At 35.3% G+C, this 25,643-nt stretch carries 14 protein-coding genes; 6 read left to right on the plus strand and 8 right to left on the minus strand.

Going from position 1 to position 25,643, the window contains the following annotated elements; translation table 11 throughout:
* Positions 1-171: 171 nt before the first annotated feature.
* Both nhaD and A3GM_RS0101920 read right to left on the minus strand, forming a co-directional pair.
* A complete protein-coding gene (gene nhaD, locus A3GM_RS0101915; RefSeq protein WP_018361696.1) occupies positions 172-1,512 on the minus strand; it encodes a sodium:proton antiporter NhaD in 1,341 nt (446 codons plus the stop codon).
* Between the two features lie 124 nt (positions 1,513-1,636).
* Positions 1,637-3,685, minus strand: coding sequence for a family 20 glycosylhydrolase (locus tag A3GM_RS0101920; RefSeq protein ID WP_044124337.1), 2,049 nt, complete (start codon positions 3,683-3,685; stop codon positions 1,637-1,639).
* 429 nt (positions 3,686-4,114) lie between these two features.
* Here A3GM_RS0101920 and A3GM_RS0101925 point away from each other — a divergent pair, with 429 nt between their 5' ends.
* The 6 genes from A3GM_RS0101925 to A3GM_RS0101950 all read left to right on the plus strand — a co-directional run bounded on the left by A3GM_RS0101925 (position 4,115) and on the right by A3GM_RS0101950 (position 19,095).
* Positions 4,115-7,345: a UvrD-helicase domain-containing protein gene (locus tag A3GM_RS0101925; RefSeq protein ID WP_018361698.1), complete on the plus strand. Its 3,231-nt coding sequence runs from the start codon at positions 4,115-4,117 to the stop codon at positions 7,343-7,345.
* Positions 7,342-10,239 carry a PD-(D/E)XK nuclease family protein gene (locus A3GM_RS0101930; RefSeq protein ID WP_018361699.1) on the plus strand — a complete coding sequence of 966 codons (2,898 nt, stop codon included), beginning with the start codon at positions 7,342-7,344 and terminating at the stop codon, positions 10,237-10,239. Before A3GM_RS0101925 ends, A3GM_RS0101930 begins: the two co-directional genes overlap by 4 nt.
* Before the next feature lie 423 nt (positions 10,240-10,662).
* On the plus strand, positions 10,663-12,669 hold the full coding sequence (rho, locus tag A3GM_RS0101935; protein ID WP_018361700.1) for a transcription termination factor Rho: 2,007 nt from the start codon (positions 10,663-10,665) through the stop codon (positions 12,667-12,669).
* A 2-nt stretch (positions 12,670-12,671) separates the two neighbouring features.
* Positions 12,672-15,506, plus strand: coding sequence for an excinuclease ABC subunit UvrA (uvrA, locus tag A3GM_RS0101940; RefSeq protein ID WP_018361701.1), 2,835 nt, complete (start codon positions 12,672-12,674; stop codon positions 15,504-15,506).
* Between the two features lie 1,189 nt (positions 15,507-16,695).
* Positions 16,696-18,414, plus strand: a complete 1,719-nt coding sequence (locus tag A3GM_RS0101945) for a glutamine--tRNA ligase/YqeY domain fusion protein (protein ID WP_018361702.1) — start codon at positions 16,696-16,698, stop codon at positions 18,412-18,414.
* A gap of 6 nt (positions 18,415-18,420) precedes the next feature.
* Positions 18,421-19,095, plus strand: a complete 675-nt coding sequence (locus tag A3GM_RS0101950; protein WP_018361703.1) for a DedA family protein — start codon at positions 18,421-18,423, stop codon at positions 19,093-19,095.
* A gap of 177 nt (positions 19,096-19,272) precedes the next feature.
* Here the strand turns inward: A3GM_RS0101950 and A3GM_RS0101955 are convergent, their stop codons facing one another.
* The 6 genes from A3GM_RS0101955 to A3GM_RS0101980 all read right to left on the minus strand — a co-directional run bounded on the left by A3GM_RS0101955 (position 19,273) and on the right by A3GM_RS0101980 (position 25,639).
* Complete coding sequence (locus A3GM_RS0101955; RefSeq protein ID WP_018361704.1) at positions 19,273-20,448, minus strand: GDP-L-fucose synthase family protein; 1,176 nt, start codon at positions 20,446-20,448, stop codon at positions 19,273-19,275.
* A gap of 20 nt (positions 20,449-20,468) precedes the next feature.
* Complete coding sequence (gene gmd, locus A3GM_RS0101960; protein WP_025829697.1) at positions 20,469-21,542, minus strand: GDP-mannose 4,6-dehydratase; 1,074 nt, start codon at positions 21,540-21,542, stop codon at positions 20,469-20,471.
* 13 nt (positions 21,543-21,555) lie between these two features.
* Positions 21,556-22,623 (minus strand): mannose-1-phosphate guanylyltransferase, encoded by a 1,068-nt coding sequence (locus A3GM_RS0101965; protein WP_018361706.1) that lies wholly within the window; start codon positions 22,621-22,623, stop codon positions 21,556-21,558.
* Between the two features lie 462 nt (positions 22,624-23,085).
* Positions 23,086-24,357, minus strand: a complete 1,272-nt coding sequence (gene nqrF, locus A3GM_RS0101970; RefSeq protein WP_018361707.1) for an NADH:ubiquinone reductase (Na(+)-transporting) subunit F — start codon at positions 24,355-24,357, stop codon at positions 23,086-23,088.
* Positions 24,358-24,384: 27 nt separating this feature from the next.
* A complete protein-coding gene (gene nqrE, locus A3GM_RS0101975) occupies positions 24,385-25,011 on the minus strand; it encodes an NADH:ubiquinone reductase (Na(+)-transporting) subunit E (RefSeq protein WP_018361708.1) in 627 nt (208 codons plus the stop codon).
* A gap of 1 nt (position 25,012) precedes the next feature.
* Positions 25,013-25,639: an NADH:ubiquinone reductase (Na(+)-transporting) subunit D gene (locus tag A3GM_RS0101980; protein WP_018361709.1), complete on the minus strand. Its 627-nt coding sequence runs from the start codon at positions 25,637-25,639 to the stop codon at positions 25,013-25,015.
* Positions 25,640-25,643: the final 4 nt, after the last annotated feature.

A 25,643-nucleotide genomic window follows, 5' to 3' on the forward strand; every position in this document is an offset into this window, starting at 1 on the left:
ATAGACTTGTTATCGTTTACTTGAAGTTATTTAATGTAAGGAATAAACTTTGGTGTTACTTGAAAATATAACATCTTATAACCTCAAAGTCCATTCCTTTTATCTTAAGACTACTAACTTGTTTTGCCTAATAAACAACGAAGTTAATATTCTATTGAGTAGTTATTGAGTTTACCACAAATAAGTTCTGATCACCCAATAGCAGAAAATTCCAGCTAAATAGCCAACGAATGCTACTCCAGCTACACGCTTTAAATACCATCCAAAGCTAATTTTTTCGAGTCCCATAACAACAACTCCAGCCGCACTTCCAATGATAAGGATAGATCCACCCACTCCTGCACAGTACGCTAAGAGCTGCCAAAAGATTCCATCTACAGCCATATCACCTGTAGGAGTCACTGTATACATACCCATACAGCCTGCAACTAGAGGCACATTGTCTACAATACTTGATAAAACTCCAATGAGTCCTGTTACAATAAAGTGGTTTCCTGCAGATACATCGTTAAGCCAAATACCAAGATTTTCTAGTACTTTAATTTCTTCTAGACATGCAACTGCCATCAAAATACCTAAGAAGAACAGGATAGTTGACATTTCAATATGAGCAATTAGATTAGCAACTCTGTGCTTTATACCCTCATTATCGCCATGTTCTGCACGATAGAATATTTCAGTTGCAGTCCAAAGAACGCCTAATACCAATAATATTCCAACGAAAGGAGGCAAATGTGTGATTGATTTAAATATCGGAACAAAGATTAAACCACCCACTCCAAGTACAAAGATGATTTTTCTTTGAGTCTTAGAAAAATCTAATACTTCATAATCCGTAGCCATATTAGAATCTACAAGGGCGAGTTCTCCTTTCAAAGAACGTTGAAGTAGAAGCGTAGGGATAATCATTGACACCAAAGAAGGGATGAAAATCTCTTCCATTACGCCTGCAGCTGTAATCACACCTTTATTCCAAAGCATAATAGTTGTTACGTCTCCAATAGGTGAAAAGGCACCTCCTGAGTTTGCTGCAATAATCACTAACGATGCATATATCATGCGATCCTTATGATTTGGCACAAGTTTTCGAAGAACCATGATCATTACTATACTCGTAGTTAGATTGTCGAGAATAGCTGAAAGGAAGAAAGTTATAAATACAATACGCCACAATAAGGTTCTTTTTCCACGTGTTTGAAGGATATCTCTCACAAAGTTAAAGCCACCATTCTTATCTACTACCTCTACAATTGTCATGGCTCCCATAAGGAAGAACAATGTTTCTGCAGTTCCACCGAGATGATGATCGATTATACCTGCAATGGTTGAAGCGGTCGTTTCTGGTGTTAATCCGGCGATATATTCACCTGGATTAATCATAAACAATGTCCAACAGCCTACAAACATCAATAAAGCTATAGCCGCTTTATTTATCTTTGTGAATCCTTCTAACGCTATACAGAGATAGCCAATCACAAAAACTACTACGATTAATAATGTTAAACTTACCATTTATTTATATATATTACTTGTTTTATTTTCGCTGCAAAGGTAAGAAATATATTTTATTTTCTTTGCAAATATTTATTTTTCGCATTATAACTCTCCACATATTTATATTTAAGAGATATTTTCTTCATTTTCGATGACGAGGATTATAGATGATATCCGACAATGTTTCTTTGCCCGAAAGGTCTGTAATTACGAATGTAAACATCCACTTATTGAGTCTTATTCCTTTCGTTTCTTTATAGGGAAGCTTAATAAGTACCTTGTTCCAACCCTTTTCTAATGTTATACAAACAGGTTTTCTACCAGTAAAGTTGGCATCTAACAAATTCGTTTCATTATCGACTTCTATTCCACACTGTATCCAGTTAGGTGGCATAATCTCTTTATTATTTATCCAAATCTTACTTCCTTTATAGTCCCAAGCACCTTTAGGAGGAGCCAAATCATGCTCAGATCTACTATAATTCTGTAGCTCAATCAAGGCACCTACAGTTCTTTTAGTTGGAGAATAAATGCAAGTAGATGCAAATACCGTATTTCCATACTTCGCATCGCTATAAAGTGATGGAACAATTTTACCCCAAGTGTGTCTTAAATAAATTCCTCCTCCAACACATTCACGCACAGAATAAACGCTATCTGCTATCTTTATCGCTTTAGAAGGATTGTAATTCTGTAGCAAGAACATAGAAAGAGTGTCGTATTTAGATGGAATAGGGTCTGTAATCAGCCATTTTATATTAGTTTGTTTCACATAAGGAATAGGCTCTTTAGATAGAGATTGTTTTTTATGAAAGATGAATCTTCGTTCCCAATCACGAAAAGATTCAAACTCATCTCCTTGTATTGGCAACATAGTTCCACCCTTTTCAATATATTCTTTGCCCCCTCCTATCCACGAACGCTCTGCAGTTGCCAACACACTTGCATAAAAGTTATTTTGCATAAGCATATCTTTCGTAGACGAAAGCTTATGATCATTCCACAAAGCAACCACTGATCCAGCTAGATTTGCATTGCCTTTAGGCTGATAATAGATGTTACTTTTATATATTCCCACTATATCTGCAAAGACATCAAAATGGTTTATATAGTTATAACGACAATCAATATTAGGTATTCCCTTAACCATTTTCCCTGCAGTACTCCACAAATGAGCCATATCTACATCGTTAAACTCTCCTTGAATAGGCATCCAAATAACACATTTTCTTCCTAACTGATGAATATAAGCTGCTATTTCTTTTATAAAATGAGGATAAACTATACGCTTTTCGTCTGCTCCTATATGTATAAAAGGAGCATTAGGAAAGGTTTGAGCCACTTCTTTTAGAATCACTTTCAACTCTTTCATTCCTTCATCTGTTTGCATATCATGCCCCATTGCCCGCACAAAAGCATCGCTATGTCCAGGCATATCTATCTCGGGAATGATGGTTATACCATGCATTTTTGCATATTTCTCCAACGAAGTACATTCTTCTTGGGTATAAAACAAACCTTTGTGTCTTATCATTGCAGTGGCATGAGTGAGCTGTGGATAAGCTTTCACCTCAAATCTCCATGCTTGATTCTCGGTAAGATGCCAATGAAAGGTATTGATTTTGAAACGAGATAAAAGGCGAATTTGCGTCTTTAGGTCTTCAATAGAGATGTAAGAACGACCTGTATCATGCATAAATCCCCTCAATTTAAACGCTGGATAATCCACAATCTCAACACATTCTATCAACGAGTTATTTGGAGTTCCTTCTGACAACTGCTCTAAAGTCTGCACAGCTCTTATCACTCCCACTTGCGAAACAGCTTTTATCGTTATCTTGTTTGCCTGCACTTTCAAGGAATAACTTTCGTTTTCATAACCCGAAAGCTCATAATCAAAGGTGTTTTTGATTGAATCTACCAATAGTACTTCAATACAAACAGAAGACGAACTATCAACTTTTACTTTATAATTATTCAAAAATTGTTCTAGATACCAACACTTTACTACCGATTTAACTTGTATCTTTCTATTCAAACTAAAGCTTTTTGTTGACGTTTCACTATGCACATATTGTGGTTTAGGCAAGAGATGAATAACCTTTGCCATTGAGTTCGAAGCATAAATAGTGAGTAAAAAGGATAATAAAAGTGTTTTATACAAAATCATTCTTTTTAAATTCTGTTTCATCTTGATATGCTTTTAGTTATTATACACTAGCAAGTTTCTATAAAATGCTTAGGTTTAGATTGTATTAAGAGAGGATATTTTTATGCAAATATAATGAAAAAGAAAGGAATTGAAGCATAAAATCATTGCAGATATAATGCCTTTGAAAACAAGATGTTATCTACCTATTTGCAATAGCAATGTAATTAGGTGGTAAAAGCATTGCTATTAGGGTTTAAAAACAATGCAATTACACATCAAAAGCAATGCTTTTACTTTTCACTTCCACTTGATGTAGACATCAAGCTGAAGCATTCTCCCAATAAAGACCCTATCAAAATGCACACTGAAAGATAGTTTTTTGAATAAAAGGCTTCATTTTTAGGCTCTTTTTTCAATGATTTTATGTAAGTTTGTAATGTTTTTTAAACATCTAGACAAATACAAACAATGAATGCTCCCTTAACAGTTTACAAGGCAAGTGCAGGTTCTGGTAAAACATTTACATTGACAATAGAATATATCAAGCTGTTAATTAAGGACCCTTTGTCGTATAAACAAATCCTAGCTGTAACCTTTACGAACAAAGCAACAGAAGAAATGAAGATGCGAATACTAAGTCAATTATATGGACTTTCACGTCTTCTCCCCGACTCTAACGCTTATTTAGAAATCATAAAGAAAGATACTGAGCTTTCAGAAGAACAGATTAGACAACGTTCTTCGTTAGCTTTGGGCTACCTCATTCATAACTATTCGTATTTTCAAATACAAACTATTGATACTTTTTTTCAAGGTGTTTTGAACAACTTAGCCCGTGAATTGGATCTAACAGCAAGACTTCGTGTGACTCTTAACGATGAACAACTGAAAGAAAGGGCTGTAGATAGATTGATAGAAGAGCTAGACCCTAAGGATAAAGTATTGAAATGGGTGCTCGATTTACTTGAAGAAAACCAAGAAGAAAACAAGGCTTGGAATATTATATCAGAGCTTAAGTCGTTTGGAAAGAATATCTTTTCAGACTTATACAAGCAAAATGAAAAACAATTGTCTAGCTTTTTAGAAGACGAAAACAAGGTTAAGGAGTTTAGAAGCACACTTATTAAAGTAAGAGAAGAGTCTATTGAAAAGCTAGATAAAGGCGTTGCGGCTTTCTTTGACATTCTAAATGAATCTGGATTAGACATCACTGACTTCAAAAATGGAGCAAGAGGGGTACCTAGTTACTTCCTAACTTTACAAAAACAAGAGTACACTAAGACTAATTTTCCATCTAAAACAGCCCTAAATGGCTTAACAAGTTCAGACGCATGGATTAGCAAAAGCGGTGAAGAAAAGAAGCCTTACCTACGCAGTTTGGTAGAACAACGCCTCATGCCACTATTGAATGACGTCGAAAGTATGCGTGTTCCTGTTACCAAGACTATTCTTTCTGTCACTCTAACACTGCAACATCTCAATAAACTTCGATTGCTTAGTAACATCGAAAAGAAAGTACATGAGATCAATAACGAGAACAATCAGTTCTTATTAAGCGACACTCAAATGCTCTTAAACTCGATGATTGAGGAATCAGATTCGCCCTTTTTGTTCGAAAAAATAGGCACTCGACTAGAGCATATCATGATAGATGAGTTTCAAGATACAAGTACTACGCAATGGAAAAACTTTAAAATACTCCTTAATGAGTGCCTAAGTCATGCCGAAAGTAGTAATCTTATTGTTGGAGATGTTAAGCAAAGCATTTACAGATGGAGAAATGGTGACTGGAAATTGCTGAATAATATCAACCAAGAATTCAATCATTCTGAGGACGTTTTAGATATAAAAAACCTCACAACTAATTATCGTTCAAGTCGGAACATCATTACTTTTAACAATGCTTTCTTTAACGCTTTGGTGGAAACTGAAGCAAGAATATTACATGATATATCTGAAAAAGAGGAAGAACAGCTAAAAAGTGCTTATAATGATGTGGCGCAATTAGTTCCAAAGAGCAAGCCCAATAAAGGCTATGTGCAAATAGAATTGCTCAAAAAAGAGGTGTATGAAGAGGAAACTCTCGCACAAACTAAAGCCATTATTCAAGACCTTTTAAACAAAGGAGCACAGCCAAAAGACATTGCTATCATTCATCGTAAGAACGATAAGCTACAAGAAATAGCTAATTATTTAATGAATGAAATGCCCCATTTGCACTTTGTTTCGTCAGAAGCATTTAAGATTTGCTCTTCAAGTGCAGTGAATATCATTATAAAGGCATTGCAATTCTTAGTGAATAATGATGATAAACTGGCATTAGCAGAATTGGTTCAGACCTATCAAACAGAGGTATTGCAAAACAAAGATATCGATTCTTTAATGGTTGAGAATAGAGATTGTCTTGAAAATCTATTACCCAAGTCCTTCTATAGCAATATAAATGAGCTTAGAGAACTTGCCTTATTGAATTTAATAGAAACCATATTCAATGCTTTTTCGTTAGATACTTTGAAAGAACAAACAAGCTATGTTTGCACATTCTACGACAAAGTGAATGAGTTTATCACTGACAATGGCTCTAACTTACCATTATTCTTAAATCAATGGGAAGATGATTTGTATAACACAACCATATCAACTGAACAACTAGATGGTATTACTCTCATCACAATCCACAAGTGTAAGGGTCTGGAATACAAGCATGTTATCATGCCATTCTGCGACTGGAAGCTTAAACAAGATGCGACAATGCTTTTCAAAACACCAGAGGCTCCATTCTCACAGATACCTATTTTGCCTATATATAACTCAAGAAACAAAATGATGAACACCATCTTTGAGTCGCAATATATAGAAGAATACTCACAAACGATTGTGGATAACCTCAATATGTTATATGTTGCTTTCACTCGAGCATGCGACAGTTTGTTTGTTATATCATGTGCAAAACAAAACATTTCATATCGTGCTAGCTCTATAGAAGCTGCAATTACAAATATAAAAGAGCAATTGCCAGACTGCACTATCATTGATGAACTAGACAAAGACGATTGCTATTTCAAGTTTGAATATGGCCAATTAGAGGTTGAAACGAAGCAAAAGGAAGAAGAGAAGTCGATGAATATCTTTAAAACTCCTGTTATTTCGCACCAAATAGACATAAAGAACTATGCAGAAAAGGCATCTTTCTTACAGAGTAATAAGAGTAATGAGTATCTAAAAGGAGAAGAAACTGAGTCTAAACAACAGCAATATATAGAGTTAGGACAAATTCTTCACAAGATATTCTCACAGATAAAGACGAAAGAAGATATTGCTTATGCCATCGAAGAATTGAACTATGAAGGCGTAATTGATAACAAAAAGATAAACAAAGAGAAATTACAAGACCTTATATATAAACGCTTTGAGAACCCAACTGTAGAGGAATGGTTTAGCGATAAGTGGACTGTTTTCAACGAATGTGCCATCCTTAGCGTTGATCCTACAACCAATTCGGTTATTAAAAGACGCCCCGACAGGGTGATATACGATGGAGATCAGATGATTGTTATCGACTTTAAGTTTGGCTCTCCCAAAGATATTTATATCCAACAGATAGAGAGTTATATGACTCTTCTTAAGGAAATGGGTTATAAAAAGATTAAAGGTTATTTGTGGTTTGTATACTCTAATAATATAAAAGAGGTGAAATGATGAACTTTTTAGAAGCTGTTGCAAAAGATATTATAGCGAAATATGGAACCAATTTGGCTGATATTGCCATTGTGTTCCCCAACAAACGTGCAGCATTATTTATGAATGAATACCTTGCACGTATTGCTAATAAACCTATATGGAGCCCTTCGTATCTAACAATTAGTGACCTATTCTATCGCAATACCGATTTAGTTGCAGGCGATCAGATTAAACTTGTGTGTGATCTTCATCGTTCTTTTACTGAATGTACGGGCTTAGATGAGACCTTAGATCATTTCTTTAACTGGGGACAATTATTGCTTTCAGACTTTGATGACGTTGATAAAAACATGGCAGAAGCATCTAAAGTGTTTGCAAACATACAGAACTTGCACGAATTAGACGATATTTCTTACTTGTCTGAACAGCAAAAAGAGATTATAAAGAAATTCTTTATCAACTTCAAAGACAACCATAATTCTGAGCTAAAGCAACGCTTTTTGAATCTATGGAGCAAACTTGAGGATATTTATAACAACTTTAATGCACGCTTAAAGCAACAAGGTATTAGCTATGAAGGGGCTATTTATAGGGAAGTTATTGAGCAAAAGAATCTTGATTTGCCTCATAAACACTACTTATTTGTAGGCTTTAACCTACTACAAAAGGTCGAACAAGAGCTGTTTAACATCATTAAGAAAGAAGGAAAGGCTCAATTTTATTGGGACTTCGACAAGTATTATACCACAAACAACCAACAAGAAGCTGGTTATTACATCAAACAATACTTATCAATATACCCTAATGAGCTTGACAATAGCGATGATTCGATATACAATTGTTTTAAGAACGAGAAAGACATCACATACATTTCTGCCACAACTAATAATATACAGGCCCGCAATATAGCTGATTGGCTACAACAAAATGATAGAATAAAGGCAGGAAAAGATACCGTTATTGTTCTTTGCGACGAAACTTTATTACCCACAGTGCTACACTGTTTGCCCGAAGAAGTAGACAAAGTGAACATCACAATGGGCTTTCCTTTACAACAAACTCACATCAGTTCGCTTGTAAAGAGCCTCATCACACTACAATTAATAGGTAAGATTAATAACGAAGATCGATTCCGTTTGAAATATGTTGATGAGATTCTTAATCATCCTTACTGCCATTATATATCTGAAAAGAATAAGGAGTTGTATTCAAATCTGCACAAAAAGCATAATTACTATCCCACTTCTGAAGAACTTCAGATAGACGATTGTCTTGCTAAGGTGTTCTCTTCGCCAGCCGATATACACGAAACTCATTTTGCATCACTTGTCGATTGGATTATAGAAATTGTAGAACTCATTGGCAATAACACCAAAGAAGCAAATGATCCACTACTAAAAGAGTCGGTATTTAGAATGTTTACACTGCTCAACAGGGTAAATTCGCTTATAAAAAGCAACGACTTAGTTGTAGATCTTGTAACCTTAAAGGGCGTAATAGATCAGTTTATTCAATCTACAACCATTCCTTTCCATGGTGAACCAATCGAAGGAATACAGATAATGGGAGTGCTAGAAACCCGTAATCTCGATTTCAAACACATTCTAATGATATCGTGTAACGAGGGAAATATGCCCAAGTCGATTCACGACTCATCATTCATTCCCTATTCAATACGCAAAGCATACAACCTAACAATTATCGATCATAAGATCGCTATCTTTGCTTATTACTTCTATAGACTCATCCAAAGAGCCCAAGATATCACGATTTCATATAACAGTGGAACTGCATTTGGACAAAATTCAGAAATGAGTCGCTTTATGATTCAGCTCATGGTAGAGAGCAAACACTCTATAAAAAGACAATCATTGCTCACCAATCAATATCTAGAACCAACTCAAAACAAATGTATTTCAAAGTCAAAAGAGATTATGAACATTCTCAATGGCATTGAAAAGATATCACCTTCAGCTATCAACGAGTATCTAAAATGCCCGTTTAAGTTCTATTATAGTAAGATATTAGGCATTAGAGAGCCTGATATTGAGCAAGAAGGAGCCTTAGATAACAGAACTTATGGAAATGTTTATCATAGGTCTGCCGAGCTGATTTACCAAAAGATAATGGATAAAAATAATGTCGTGTCAAAAGAAAGTATTGAAAAGATACGCAAAAGTAGAGCGACAATTGAACTTTGTGTAGATGAAGCCTTCAGCGAACTGGTATTTAAAACAACTTCTTCAAAGTATCGTCCTAAGTATAATGGTTTACAACTTGTTAACCGAGAGAGCATTATTAACTACCTAATAAAAATGCTCCAACAAGACGAAAAGTCTGCTCCTATCACCATAAAGGGACTTGAGTTGCGCATTAATTCAGAGATTTCGTTCATTAGCAACAACGAAAAGAGAAGTTTAACAATCAAGGGTTTCATTGATAGACTAGACGAAGTGCATCACGAAAGTGAAGGAAGAATGATAAGAGTTATCGACTATAAAACAGGTAGACCTAGCTTAAAACAGCCCAAAGACATTGAAGATGTGTTTAATAGAACAAAGATTCACGAGACAAAAGCAGACTATTATCTACAAACAATGCTCTATTCTAATGTTGTAAGAGATAATATTGAACTGAATAAAGAACAACTTCCTGTGAGTCCATGCCTTGTATATATTCAAAATATAGGTTCTGAAACAAACAAAATTCACTTGGAATTGAAGAACGAACCTATATATGATATCAAGTCATATCAAATAGATTTTATGGCAAATCTTCAAGGAGTACTTGGTGAAATCTTTAATAGTGAGATCCCATTTACCGCTACTCAAGATACATATTGGTGCAAATACTGCCCTTATAGTAAACTATGTATCGAGAAACGACAACAGCAAGAACAGCCAAGTCAATAAATCTCATCTCGCATATACATATATAATAGGTATTCAACTCAGTGCTTAAATATCTATTTGCGATATAGAATCCTATTTAAAGGGAGCGTAAGCAAACACAAGCTACGCTCCCTTTATTTATAGTTATTCTGAAACTGGATTCCAATTACATTGCTATTGCTTTATAAAAGCATATCTTTTACACTGTAAATGCAATGCTTTTACCACCTAATTACATTGCTTTTATTTTGCTTACACAATGCTCTTATAATAAAAAGGAAAATGAGCAGCAACACACATCCTTAAAAAATACTAAATAAGAGAATTAATATCATCTTATATTCTTGTTTACAATGATTTTTTATAACTTTGCATCTACATTTTAACAACACATGTTTCTATCCAGGAAACATTTTTTATTTCAACAACATTTTATATATACAGATGTATAGTAAAGACATATTAACATCCAAAAGTATATCTCAGCTCGAGGATATAGCTAAAGAAATAGGTGCCGAAATCAAGTCGGATTTCAACCATGAAGAAATTATTTACGCTATTCTAGACCGTCAAGCAGTTGTCGAAGGTAATAAAAATCCTTTGGGAACAACAAGAAAAAGAACAAGAATAGCAAAGAAAGAAACCGATCGAGTTTATTCTGTTAACGGAAAAGAAGGCGAAAACTTTGATGTAAAGAAAAATAAAAAATCAGTAGAACAACCTTCTTTATTTAAAGAAAAGAAAGCAGAAAATGAATCAACAACAACCTCTACTAGCGATAAAGAAATAACTGCCGAAGAACAACTTGCAAAGATTCCTAAGCATAGAGGACGTAAAACAAAGAAAGAACTTGAGCTTCTTGCACAAATAGAGAAGCAAGAAGAGGAGAAAAAATTAAAGGAACAAGAAGCTCAAGAACAAGAACCTGTAGCACAAGAAGCTACTCCTGAGGTTGAAACTCCTACAACAATTCAGGAAGAACCCACCGTTTCTGAAGAAAATTTTGTACCTGAAGCAGCATTCTCTGCAAATGAATTACCAAGCGATTCAGAAGCACTCAATCAAGATAATACACTTATTCAACAGCTTCAAGAGAAGATAAACTCTCATAATGAAGCACAAGAAGCACCCCAAGAGGTATTCCCTGAGGGTGTTTGGGAAGGTGATCCAGGAGACGGAACTGATTTTATTACAGTGGTAGACATACCTATCGAAGATCAAGGTGCAATGCCTACATACGACATTTTCGATAATCCTACTACTCCACTTGCAGCAAGTTCTATTGCACCTACAGCAAACTTGATTGAAGAACCACAACAAAGTTACGACTTTTCAGATATCATTACTTCATCAGGAGTATTAGAAATAATGCCTGATGGATATGGTTTCTTGCGCTCTAGTGATTACAACTATCTTTCATCTCCTGATGATATATATGTTGCAACATCATTTATTAAGCGCTATGGACTAAAGACTGGCGATGTAGTTTACTGCCATGTACGTCCTCCACACGATGGAGAAAAGTACTTTCCACTAACAAGTATCGATAAGATTAATGGTAGAAACCCTTCTGAAGTGCGTGATAGAATATCATTTGAGCACCTCACTCCACTCTTTCCAGATGAGAAATTCGATCTTTGTGGCGATAGAAGTACAACCAATTTAAGTACTAGAATAGTTGATCTTTTCTCTCCAATAGGAAAAGGACAACGTGCTCTTATAGTTGCACAACCTAAGACTGGTAAGACAATATTAATGAAAGATATTGCTAATGCCATTGCAGCTAATCACCCAGAAGCATACTTAATGATGCTATTAATTGACGAACGCCCTGAAGAAGTTACCGATATGGCTCGCACTGTCAATGCTGAAGTAATCGCATCTACATTCGATGAACCTGCAGAAAGACATGTAAAGATTGCTGGTATCGTACTAGAAAAGGCTAAAAGAATGGTTGAATGCGGTCATGACGTAGTGATATTTCTAGATTCTATCACTCGTTTGGCACGAGCATACAATACAGTTTCACCTGCTTCTGGAAAGGTATTAACTGGTGGTGTCGATGCAAATGCACTTCAAAAGCCTAAGCGTTTCTTCGGTGCAGCACGTAATATCGAAGGCGGAGGCTCATTAACTATCATCGCAACTGCATTGATTGACACTGGAAGTAAGATGGATGAAGTTATCTTTGAAGAGTTTAAAGGTACTGGAAATATGGAACTTCAACTTGATAGATCACTATCAAATAAACGCATATTCCCTGCAGTTAACCTTGTTGCATCAAGCACTAGACGTGATGATTTACTACAAGATAGAACAACACTTGATAGAATGTGGATTCTTCGTAAGTACATTTCTGATATGAATCCTATTGAAGCTATGAATTCAATACATAACAGAATGACCACAACTCACGACAACGAAGAATTCTTATTGTCAATGAATTCATAAGAATGAACAACTATATCGAATTAAAAGGAGCTCGTGTTAATAACCTAAAGAACGTGAGTATTAATATACCTAGAAACAAATTCATCGTTATATCGGGTGTTTCTGGGTCAGGAAAGTCATCACTTGCCTTTGATACTTTATATGCAGAAGGACAAAGAAGATATGTAGAATCATTGTCATCTTATGCTAGACAGTTCTTAGGTAGAATGAGTAAGCCTGATATTGACTATATAAAAGGACTCCCACCAGCTATTGCAATTGAGCAAAAAGTTAATTCAAGAAACCCAAGAAGTACTGTAGGTACATCAACAGAGATATATGAATACCTTCGACTTCTATATGCCCGAATAGGCAAAACCTTCTCTCCTGTCAGTGGAAAGGAAGTAAAAAAGCATACAATAGATGATATTTTAAATAAGATTTCATCATTTTCTAATGGTACAAAGTTTACCATTATGGCTCCCTTTCAACAAGATAAAGGAAAAGAATTAACGAGCCAATTGGGACTATTACAGCAGGAAGGATATAGCAGAATATGGTGTAATGACGAGTTTTATCGCATAGATGATGTTCTAGAAGATACTAGTTTGCTAAACAATATCCCTGTTGATAAGATTGCACTTTTAATCGATAGACTTTCAAAAAGCGATGATCAAGAGTTCGTTTCTCGTGCAACTGATTCAATAGAAACAGCATTATACGAAGGAAACGGAACTTGCTTGGTCATGATGTTACCATCAAATATCATCTATCAGTTCTCTACTGTATTTGAAGAAGATGGCATAACATTCGAAGAACCCAATAATAATATGTTCTCATTCAACTCTCCTTTGGGCGCATGCCCTAAGTGTGAGGGGTTTGGAAACATTATAGGTATAGACGAAAAGTTGGTCATTCCCAAAACTTCTTTAAGCGTTTACGACGGATGTGTGCAGCCTTGGAGAGGCGAAAAGGTTGGAATTTGGAAAGACGAGTTTATTAGAAGAGCTCCAAAAGATAACTTTCCGATATTCGAACCCTACTATGCTCTATCACAAGAGCAAAAATATCAACTTTGGAACGGATTGCCTTCAGAACAACACTTACCATTAAAAGAACGTATATGCATCAACGCTTTATTCCTAGTTCTTAAGGAAAGCATATATAAAATGCAAAGTCGTTTTATGATAAGTCGTTTCTCTGGCAAGACAACATGCCCCGAATGCCATGGCACTCGCTTAAAGAAAGAGGCAAATTGGGTAAAGATAAATGGAATGAGTATCACAGACTTAGTCCAAATGCCCATTGCAAATCTTATCGAATGGTTTAACCATTTAGAGCTAACTGAGCAAGAACAAGCCATCGGAAGACGTCTTCTCATAGAAATAAAGAATAGACTTTCGTTCTTAAGAGATGTGGGATTAGGTTATTTAACACTCAATAGAGCATCTAATTCACTAAGTGGTGGAGAAAGTCAACGCATCAATCTCACCACATCTCTTGGCAGTTCACTCGTTGGTTCGCTATATATTCTAGACGAACCAAGTATTGGTTTGCACACAAGAGATACCGAAAGACTCATCAAAGTACTAAAAGAACTACAATCATTAGGCAATACTGTGATTGTTGTTGAGCACGATTCTGATATGATTAACGCTGCTGATCATCTTATTGACGTTGGTCCTAACGCAGGAAGACTAGGTGGTGAGATCGTATTTAACGATGAGTTAAAGGTTATTCTCGATGGAAATACCAATGAATTAGTTCAGAAATACCCTCATTCTCATACCCTTAAGTATTTAAAAGGTGTAGAAAAGATTTCAACTCCCGCATCAAGAAGAGCATGGAATCAATCTATTTTACTTACAGGAGCACGAATGAACAACTTGAAAGGAGTTGATATTGAAATTCCACTAAATACCTTTACTGTTGTAACAGGTGTGAGTGGTTCGGGTAAATCGTCGTTAATTAAAGGAACATTATATCCTGCTTTGAAGCGTCATTTAGATGAAACTGCAGACCTACCAGGCGAGTATAACGAGCTAAAAGGAGATTGGGAAAGTATTAAACACGTTGAGTTTGTAGACCAAAACCCTATTGGAAAGAGTTCAAGATCTAACCCTGCAACCTACGTCAAGGCTTATGATGCCATTCGACAGCTATTTGCAGAACAACCATTGGCAAAGCAAATGGGCTTCTCTCCACAATATTTCTCATTCAATGCAGATGGTGGAAGATGTGAAGAATGTAAAGGAGCGGGTGTTATTACCGTTGAAATGCAGTTTATGGCAGACCTTGTTTTAGAGTGTGATGCATGTCATGGACAACGCTTTAAGCAAGATATTCTATCAGTTATGGTAGATGGAAAGAATATAAATGATATTCTAAATTTAACTGTTTCTGAAGCGATTGAATTCTTTACACAACACAAACAAAAGTCAGTTGTAAATAAATTAAAGCCTTTAGAAGATGTTGGACTAGGATATATCAAGCTAGGTCAAAGCTCATCTACATTGTCTGGAGGTGAAAGTCAGCGTGTAAAATTAGCTTATTTCATAGGACTCGAGAAACAAGAACCTACGATGTTTATCTTCGATGAGCCCACAACAGGACTTCATATCAATGATATTAAAAAGCTTTTGGCTGCTTTTGATGCACTAATAGCACGTGGTCACAGTATACTTGTAATTGAACACAACCTAGAAGTAGCGAAATGTGCAGACTATATCATCGATTTGGGACCTGAAGGAGGCGATAAAGGCGGTAAACTTGTATTCCAAGGAACTCCAGAAAACCTTGTAAAATCAAAAGAAAGTATCACAGGAAAATACTTAAAAGACCTACTTTCTAAGAAATAACTCAAATATAATAGATGATAAAACATCATCAAATACGAGCAATATAAAATACAAATATCTAGCAATGGATAAACTATTTTATATTGCTCGTTTCTTGTTACACTCTTCCCACTCTCCTATCCGCTTTTAGATCAACATACTTTATCCTTAGAATTCAATTCCTTTACCCCCTATCTAAGTCACAACTCACACCCTTTTTAGAATACTTTTACCCCGCAAAGGATATAATATATCTTCTACTTTTATTAACTTCATACACCTAAAAAACTTTTCTAGTATTCTAGAATAAGATTTATTGCTTAATAAAAAACTATATCTTCTACTCTAAAAGCAATTCTTTTACATGCTAATAGCATTGAGATTACATTGTAAAAGCATTTTTATTACATCACAAAAGCATAGCTTTTAAAATAGGACAGCTGTTCCTTTATCAAATAACTTCAAATCTACTACATTTAAGATCTAAAGAACTTTCACTCAACATATTATATATTAAGAACTTACAGAGTTATAAATTTAAGTAGAATAATCAAATTTTGGAATATAATCTCTTAGAAACTCCATTTCATTAAGATACCTATTTAGTATAATCTTTCAGACAAATTAATCCTCTTAACATTGAATAATGCAGCCAAAATGTTTGTCGATAATTTGTGTTTTATTTACATCTAATTTGTAATCAAACGTTAATATGTTTTATATTTTAACAGTAAAGCGAAGAATAGTTTAAAACTTTGCAATGCAAACTCAACCTATATATACTAAGAATGCCCAACTCTTCACAGAGCTAGGCATTTAAACCAATAGGTATTAGTCTTTTAAAGGTAAAAAGATTGTATTCAGGATAACGTGTACAAAGATAATCTTTTTAGTGTAAAAGACCAAATATTTCAGAAAGATAATTATCTTTTTACATTAAAAAGAAATATTAAAATCACGCTTATCAAACGTAAAGGCAAGCCATAGTTATATATAATTATTGCTAAAAAGAAAAGCCTTTAATAGGCATTTAGAAAAGAACAAAAAATAAAATATATTTAATTGGATCAGTATCTAAATGTGATGAAAACTACAATAGCATAAAACAAATTAAATAAAGTGCATTAATAATGTAATAAAACCTCTTTTATTGCTTTGTTCTTCACCCTATTTTAAGTATCTTTGCACGCATAATTAACATCATAAAGTTATGACAACATTAGAAGGTAACAATACAGAAGAAAAGAAAACTTTAAGTTTTGTAGAGCAATTGATTGAACAAGACCTTGCAGAAGGTAAGAACGGAGGTAGAATTCAAACACGTTTTCCACCCGAACCAAATGGTTATCTTCACATAGGACACGCCAAAGCGATTTGTATGGACTTTGGTGCTGCAGAGAAATATAAAGGTATTTGTAACCTAAGATTCGATGATACCAACCCAAGTAAAGAGAATAATGAATATGTAGACAATATTCTTAACGACATTAAATGGTTGGGCTTTAAATGGGAAAACATTTATTATGCATCGGATTATTTTGAAAAATTATGGGATTTTGCAGAATGGCTCATCAATAAAGGACTTGCTTATATCGATGAACAAAGCGCAGAAGAAATAGCAAAACAAAAGGGAACTCCAACAACTCCAGGTGTTAATTCTCCTTATAGAGATCGCCCTATCGAAGAGAGTTTGGCACTTTTTAGAGCAATGAACACTCCTGAAGCAGTTGAAGGTAGCATGGTATTGCGTGCTAAACTAGATATGGCTAACTCTAATATGCACTTCCGTGATCCTATTATTTATCGTATAATACATACTCCACACCATAGAACTGGAACCAAATGGAATGCATATCCAATGTATGATTTCGCACATGGACAAAGCGATTACTTTGAAGGTGTAACTCATTCTATATGTACTCTTGAGTTTGTTCCTCATCGTCCATTATACGATAAGTTTGTTGATTTCTTGAAAGAAAAAGACAATCAAATGGACAACCTACATGATAATCGTCCTCGACAGATTGAGTTTAACCGCTTGAACCTCACCTATACAATGATGAGTAAGCGCAAACTCCTTGCTTTAGTCGAAGAAAATCTAGTGTCAGGATGGGACGATCCACGTATGCCTACATTGTGTGGAATGCGCAGAAGAGGCTATTCTCCTGAAAGTATACGTAACTTTATCGATTCTATTGGATACACTAAGTTCGACGCTCTCAATGACATGGCACTATTAGAGGCTGCTGTTAGAGATGATTTGAACAAGAAAGCAATTCGTGTTTCTGCTGTACTTAACCCTGTAAAGCTAGTTATCACTAACTATCCTGAAGGTGAAATAGAGCAATTAGAGGCAGTAGATAATCCTGAAGACAAAAACAGTAAGACTCATACTATTGCCTTCTCAAAGAACTTATGGATTGAAAGAGAAGACTTTATGGAAGACGCACCAAAGAAATTCTTCCGTATGTCACCAGGCAAAGAGGTACGCTTAAAGAATGCTTATATCGTTAAATGTACTGGATGTACAAAAGATGCTGAAGGCAATATCGTTGAAATTCAAGCTGAATATGACCCAACAAGCAAGAGTGGACTTGAGGGAGCGAACCGTAAAGTCAAAGGAACTCTACACTGGGTGTCAGCAGATCAATGCAAGAAAGCAGAGGTTAGAATATACGATAGATTATTTAATGTAGAAAACCCATCGGCAGATGAGAGAGATTTCAGAGAGCTATTGAATCCTGAAAGCAAGACTGTTCTAACCGATTGTTATATCGAAGATTATGCAGCAGATATGCAACCAGGACAATATTTGCAGTTCCAAAGAATTGGATACTTTATGAAAGACCTCGATTCTACAAATGAACAACCAATCTTTAACAAAACTGTTGGTTTGAAAGATACATGGGCTAAACAAAATAAAGGATAGGAAATAATGGATTGGTTCACAAGTATAATAGACCAAATAAGAAACTTTCCGGAACTGCTTAACACGCTTTTAGAGCATTTAAATTATGGAACTATCTTCTTTTTAATGCTTCTTGAAAGTACAGTTATTCCTGTTCCGTCTGAGTTTGTAGTGTCTCCTGCAGCCTATAAAGCTGCTTCTGGAGAGCTAAACGTATGGCTTGTTATCTTATTCGCAACACTTGGAGCAAATGTTGGTGCATCAATTAACTACATTGCAGGCTACTATTTAGGAAGACCTGTTATCTATCGCTTTGCTAATAGCAAGTGGGGCAAGATGTGTTTGCTTAACCAAGAGAAGGTAGAAAAGAGTGAAAAATACTTTGATAAGAATGGAAAAGCAGCTACAATAACAGGTCGTTTAATTCCAGGTATTAGACACTTGATATCTATTCCTGCAGGACTCACACGAATGAACTATTGGAAATTCTTTCTTTACACAACCATTGGAGCAACTGTTTGGCACTCTATTCTAGCTGCAATGGGTTGGTATCTTCATTCAATAGTACCTCAAGAGCAACTTCATGAGAAGATAATGGAATACGGAGAATATATCAAATTCATCATTCTTGGTATCGCTGTTATTGCCATTCTCTTCTTCTTAGTAAAGAGAATAGTAAAGAATAAGAAGAAAGAAGTTTAGTTGAAAGAAAACAGAACGATTGATATTTGAATTCAAGCTATTTAATCATTAATCGTCCTTTACAAAGAAATAAGAAAGAAGTCGCTCATATTTGAATTTCAAAATGAGCGACTTCTTACTTTAATATATTCGGAATCGAAATATAATCTATTGAGAACTAAGATGCTAATAAAGCTTCTATACTTTGTTTAAGCTTTCCTTATACCAATCGAATAAACGTTGAACACCTTCTTCAATCTCTACACTATGGCGCCAACCAAGTGCATTTAGCTTTTCAACACTAATCAACTTGCGTGGTGTACCATCAGGTTTTGAAGCGTCAAAGCAAATCTCTCCACTAAAATCAATAACTTTCTTAACCAAGAAAGCTAAGTCTTTTATTGTTATTTCTTTACCTGTTCCGATATTAATATGGCAGTTTCTAATTTCTCCTAGAGATGGTATTGCTCCTCCTCTACCCACACTTTCGTTTCTATCTACAGCACCATCAGTCTTTGAACCATAACAAACAGAAGAATATTTGTCTATCCCTATTATATCTTTAAAGTCGACATTCAATAGCAAATGCACACAAGCATCGGCCATATCTTCGCTCCATAAGAACTCACGCAAAGGTGTTCCAGTACCCCAAAGCTCAACTTTATTATCAGAAATGCCATACTTTTCTAATGTAGATAAAATCACATTTTTATCACATTCACCATTAACTCCAACTACAGGGCGTAGATTTAAGTCTTGTTTTATCGAGTTCCAATCATTTTCATGAACAAGTTTTGCAAGATAAATCTTACGCATCATTGCAGGCATAACATGACTATTCTCTAAATGAAAGTTATCGTTTGGACCATAAAGATTCGTTGGCATCACTGCAATATAATTGGTTCCATATTGCAAGTTATAGCTTTCGCACATCTTTAAGCCCGCAATTTTTGCAATAGCATACTCCTCATTAGTATATTCAAGCGGTCCTGTTAATAACGATTCTTCAGTTATTGGCTGTGGAGCTGCTTTGGGATAGATACATGTTGAGCCCAAAAACAAGAGTTTTTTCACGCCATGTTTATAGGCCTGCCCTATTACATTGCACTGCATTTGCATATTTTGCATAATGAAATCAGCACGATATATAGAGTTAGCCATAATGCCTCCAACAAATGCAGCGGCAAGAACTACCACCTCGGGACGTTCCTTTTCAAAGAAAGAAGCAACGCTATTTTGGTCTGTTAAGTCGAGTTCAGAGTGTGTTTTACCAATAAGATTATGATAACCTCTATTCTTTAGGTTCTTCCAAATAGCCGAACCAACCAGTCCTCTGTGTCCTGCAACATATATTTTGGTATCTTTCGATAGCATACTTACGATATTATTAGAGTTTAATCTTTATGGTGTAATTTATCAACATACTCCAAATCGTGTTGCACCATCAATCGAACTAACTCTTTAAATGATGTCTTTGTTGGATTCCAACCAAGCTTTTCTTTTGCTTTAGAAGGGTCTCCTAAGAGCTGTTCTACCTCACATGGACGGAAATATTTAGGGTCTACTTCAACCAACACACGATTAGTTGCGACATCAATACCACGTTCTTCTACTCCACTTCCTTCCCAACGAAGTTCTATTCCTGCTTCTTTAAAAGCTAAATCGCAGAACTCTCGCACGGTATGCATCTCTCCTGTTGCAATCACAAAGTCGTCTGCTTCAGGCTGTTGGAGCATCAACCACATACATTCCACATAGTCTTTAGCATATCCCCAGTCACGTCTTGCATCTAAATTACCTAAATATAGTTTATCTTGATAGCCCTTTGCGATGCGTGAAGCAGCAAGAGTTATCTTTCGAGTTACGAAAGTTTCACCTCTACGTTCACCTTCATGATTGAATAATATACCATTACAACAGTACATTCCATAGCTTTCTCTATAATTTTTTACAATCCAATAGCCATATAATTTAGCTACTGCATAAGGAGAACGAGGATAGAATGGAGTTGTTTCTCTTTGTGGAATTTCTTGTACTTTACCATATAATTCAGATGTAGAAGCCTGATATATACGGCAAGTTTTATCAAGTTGACAGATACGTACAGCCTCTAACAAGCGTAAAACACCAATAGCATCGGTATCCGCAGTGTATTCTGGCACATCAAAAGACACCTTTACATGGCTTTGTGCTGCAAGATTATAGATTTCAGTAGGACGGATTTCGCCAATAATTCTAATCAAAGAAGAAGAGTCTGTCATATCTGCCCAATGCAAATTAACGAGTCTTTTCTGCTTCATATCTCTCACCCATTCGTCTAAATACAAGTGTTCTATACGACCAGTGTTAAAAGATGACGATCTTCTTAATAGTCCATGAACTTCATATCCTTTATCTATTAGGAACTCTGCAAGATGAGAACCATCTTGACCAGTAATGCCTGTAATAAGTGCTATCTTCTGATTCATTGCTTTCTTTCTATCAATTTTCATCACGAAACTGTCTGATTCGTTGCTCTTCAGACATCTTACATATTAATAATTTACCATCTTGTTCTGCCACAATATATCCATCTAAGCCTTGAATAATTACTTGCTTAGCTTGTGTTGTGTGAATGATACAGTTACGAGATTCAAATAACTTAATATTATTTCCTATGCAACTATTTCCATATAGGTCATTCTTTGTGTGCATAAGTAGTGATCCCCATGTACCAAGGTCACTCCAACCAAAGTCTGATGGGAAGACAAATATTTCGTCAACTTTCTCCATAATAGCATAATCCACAGATATATTCTCACATTCAGGATAACGTCTGTCGATCTCTTCTTGCTCTTTTTCAGTTCCATAGATGGGTAACATTCCTTCAAAAATCTTGCTCATCGCAGGCTGATAAATACGGAATGCATTGACAATTGTACTTACATTCCAAATAAATATACCTGAATTCCAAAAATAGTTATTATGTTGAATATACTCTGTAGCTGTTTCTAAATCGGGTTTTTCACGAAAAGAATCAACTCTAAAGATTTCATTATTAAGTGGGGAACCTAGGCGTAAATCTGCTTGAATGTATCCATATCCAGTTTCAGGACGAGTTGGTTTCATTCCAAGAGTTACAATAGAGTCGGTTTCGCTCGTAAATTTTAGAGATGCTGTGATAACTCTTCTAAACTCATCTACATCGGTTACAATAGCATCACTTGGTGCAACAACAATGTTTGCTTTAGGATCTTGCGACTTAATTCGCCAACTTACATAAGCAATACATGGTGCGGTGTTACGACGACAAGGTTCTAACAAAATATTAGACTCGTTGAGTTCAGGAAGTTGTTCCTTTACTAATGACAAATATTTACGATTGGTTACAACCCAAATATTTTCTTTTGGGCATATTCCACTAAATCTATCGATTGTCAATTGTATTAAAGTACGTCCAACTCCTAATACATCTATAAATTGTTTAGGTACATCTGCAGTGCTCATAGGCCAAAACCTACTGCCTACGCCACCTGCCATTATCACCAAATGATTATTATTGTGACTCATAGGTATCTCTTTTTTATAATCTACAAATATAGTATAAATAATCTGATTATAGAAATTTTAAACGCTGTTTTTATTCTATAACTACGATAAACAAAGGTTCTTTAGGCTTATCTATCATTGATGATGACAATGTTTTATTTATAACATAAATACTTCTTTCTATTTGACTAGGTTTCAAAAACAATGCTTTCACGATGTAAAAGCTATCTTTTTAGTGTACAATTACACTGCTTTTACAATGTAACAACAATGCTTTTATGATGAGAAAATAAACCTCTATTTATCAAAATATATTATGTAATAAGGTAAGAAAAGATTTATTAGAAAATTGTTAAGATAGAAATAGACAAAAAAAAGAAAAGTACAGCATTCATTGTAGTAAGAAATTACTCAACAAAAACTGTACCTTTCGTTATCTGTGACTCTCGTTTATCTTGCAAACGAGATCTTTCTCATTTTCAATTAACCGAAGTTATCGAACATAATGCTCTCAGGTTCAACACCAATACTATACAACATATCTTGTACTGCCTTAGACATTGGACCAGGACCACACATGTAATATTCAATATCTTCAGGTGCATCGTGATCTTTAAGATATGTTTCATACATCACTTGGTGTACAAATCCTGCTGTATAAGGAACTCCTGCTTCATCTGCTTTAGGGTCTGGACGGTCTAAAGCTAAATGGAAATGGAAGTTAGGATATTCTTTTTCTAGAGCATGGAAGTCCTCTAAGAAGAATGCTTCACTTAGTGAACGAGCACCATAGAAGTAGTGCATTTCACGGTCACGAGTGTGCAATGTCTTAAGCATATGCATGATTTGGGCACGCAAAGGAGCCATACCTGCTCCACCACCAACCCATATCATCTCTTTCTTTGAGTTGAAAATAGGATGGAAATCACCATAAGGTCCACTCATAAGAACTTTATCCCCTGGCTTACGAGAGAAGATATAAGAACTTGCAATACCTGTTGGCACATCTTGGAAGCCTACTTCTGGACGTGGTTTAAATGGTGTTGTTGCAATACGAACTGTTAGAGTTATGCGATCACCTTCTGCAGGATAGTTCGCCATTGAGTATGCTCTTACAGTATCTTCTGGATTATGTGCTTTCAAAGAGAATATGTTAAAGTTCTCCCAAACTGGTACATACTCTTCCCCGATATCATTCTTATCGAAATCTTTATCGTAATCAATGCAATCGTAAGCAGGAATCTTTATCTGTGCATAAGAACCTGGAATAAAGTCCATGTGCTCTCCTGGTGGAAGCTCAACAATAAACTCTTTAATGAAAGAACTTACGTTCTTATTCGAAATAACGGTGCATTCCCACTCTTTTACACCCATAACACTTTCGGGAACTTTAACCTTTAAGTCGCTCTTTACTTTACATTGACAACCTAAGCGCCAATTATCTTTAATTTCTTTACGTGTGAAATGAGAACGTTCAGAATCGAGAATCTCTCCTCCACCCTCAACAACTTGAAGCTTACATTGTCCACAACTAGCTTTACCTCCACACGCAGAAGGAAGGAATATACCATTCTCATTCAGTGTATTCATTACTGAATTTCCCTGTTCCACAGATAATTCCTTTTCTCCATTAATGTTTATTTTAACATTACCACTTGGTGATAAGAACTTCTTTGCTATCAATAAGACAACAACTAATAGAAGAATAATAACCAAAAAGACAATAATGCTAACAATAATAAAACTTTGATTCATAACTTATTAGTTTTCTTCTTCTTTTAATTAAATCTTAATTCCACTAAAACACATCATTGCTAATGCCATCAAACCAACGGTAATGAAAGTAATTCCAAGTCCTTGTAATGGTTTAGGAACATCGCTATATTGCATCTTTTCACGAATAGCTCCCATAGAAGTAATAGCAAGTGTCCAACCAAGTCCACTACCAATAGCATACACAATACTATCTGCTACACTCTTAATTGCCTGAGTATTTGATGCATCCATATTCACTCTTTGTTGCATAAACAATGAAGCTCCCATGATTGCACAGTTTACAGCAATCAAAGGAAGGAAGATTCCAAGAGCTGCATACAATGAAGGTGAATACTTTTCTACTGCCATTTCAACTAATTGAGTGATACCTGCAATAACTGCAATGAATAGAATAAAACTTAAATAGCTTAAGTCTGCGCCTTCGATAAGCAAGTCGGGACCTAATACTTTTGTTTGCAATAAATAGTTAATTGGCAATGTTACAAACAATACGAATGTAACTGCAAGACCTAATCCCAATGAGGTTTTTACGTTCTTCGATACCGCTAAGAATGAACACATTCCTAAAAAGAATGCGAAGATCATATTATCTACGAAGATAGATCTAAAGAATAAACTTATTAAATGTTCCATTTTACTTTCTTCCTTTATCAAAATAAGCACGATGAACCCAAATAACTACTCCTAAAAGTATCAACGCCATTGCTGGCATTGTCATCATACCATTATTTAAATAACCTGCATCATACACTCCTTGTGGAATTATTTGGAGACCTAATAAAGAGCCTCTTCCAAAGAATTCACGGAAAGCTCCAACGATAACTAATATCAAAGCATAACCTAATCCGTTTCCTATTCCATCTAGGAAGCTAGGCCAAGGCTTGTTCATCATTGCGAAAGCTTCGAGTCGTCCCATAAGAATACAGTTGGTAATAATCAATCCAACATATACTGAAAGGGCAACACTCACGTCGTAAACAAATGCTTTTAATACTTGACTTACAATTGTAACAAGTGCAGCAACTACCACCAATTGAACAATAATTCTTATTCGTGTTGGAATGGTATTGCGCATTATTGAAATAATTACATTTGAGAATGCAGTGATGATTGTAACAGCTAATCCCATAACAATTGCGGGTTTTAACTGTGATGTTACAGCCAAAGCACTACAAATACCCAACACCTGAACCAAGATAGGATTATCTAGGTTAAGCGGTGTGAATAAAACTTCTTTGTTTTGTTTTGAAAATAATGACATGATC

The sequence above is a fragment of the Hoylesella nanceiensis DSM 19126 = JCM 15639 genome (genome assembly GCF_000379965.1).
Lineage (GTDB): Bacteria > Bacteroidota > Bacteroidia > Bacteroidales > Bacteroidaceae > Prevotella > Prevotella nanceiensis.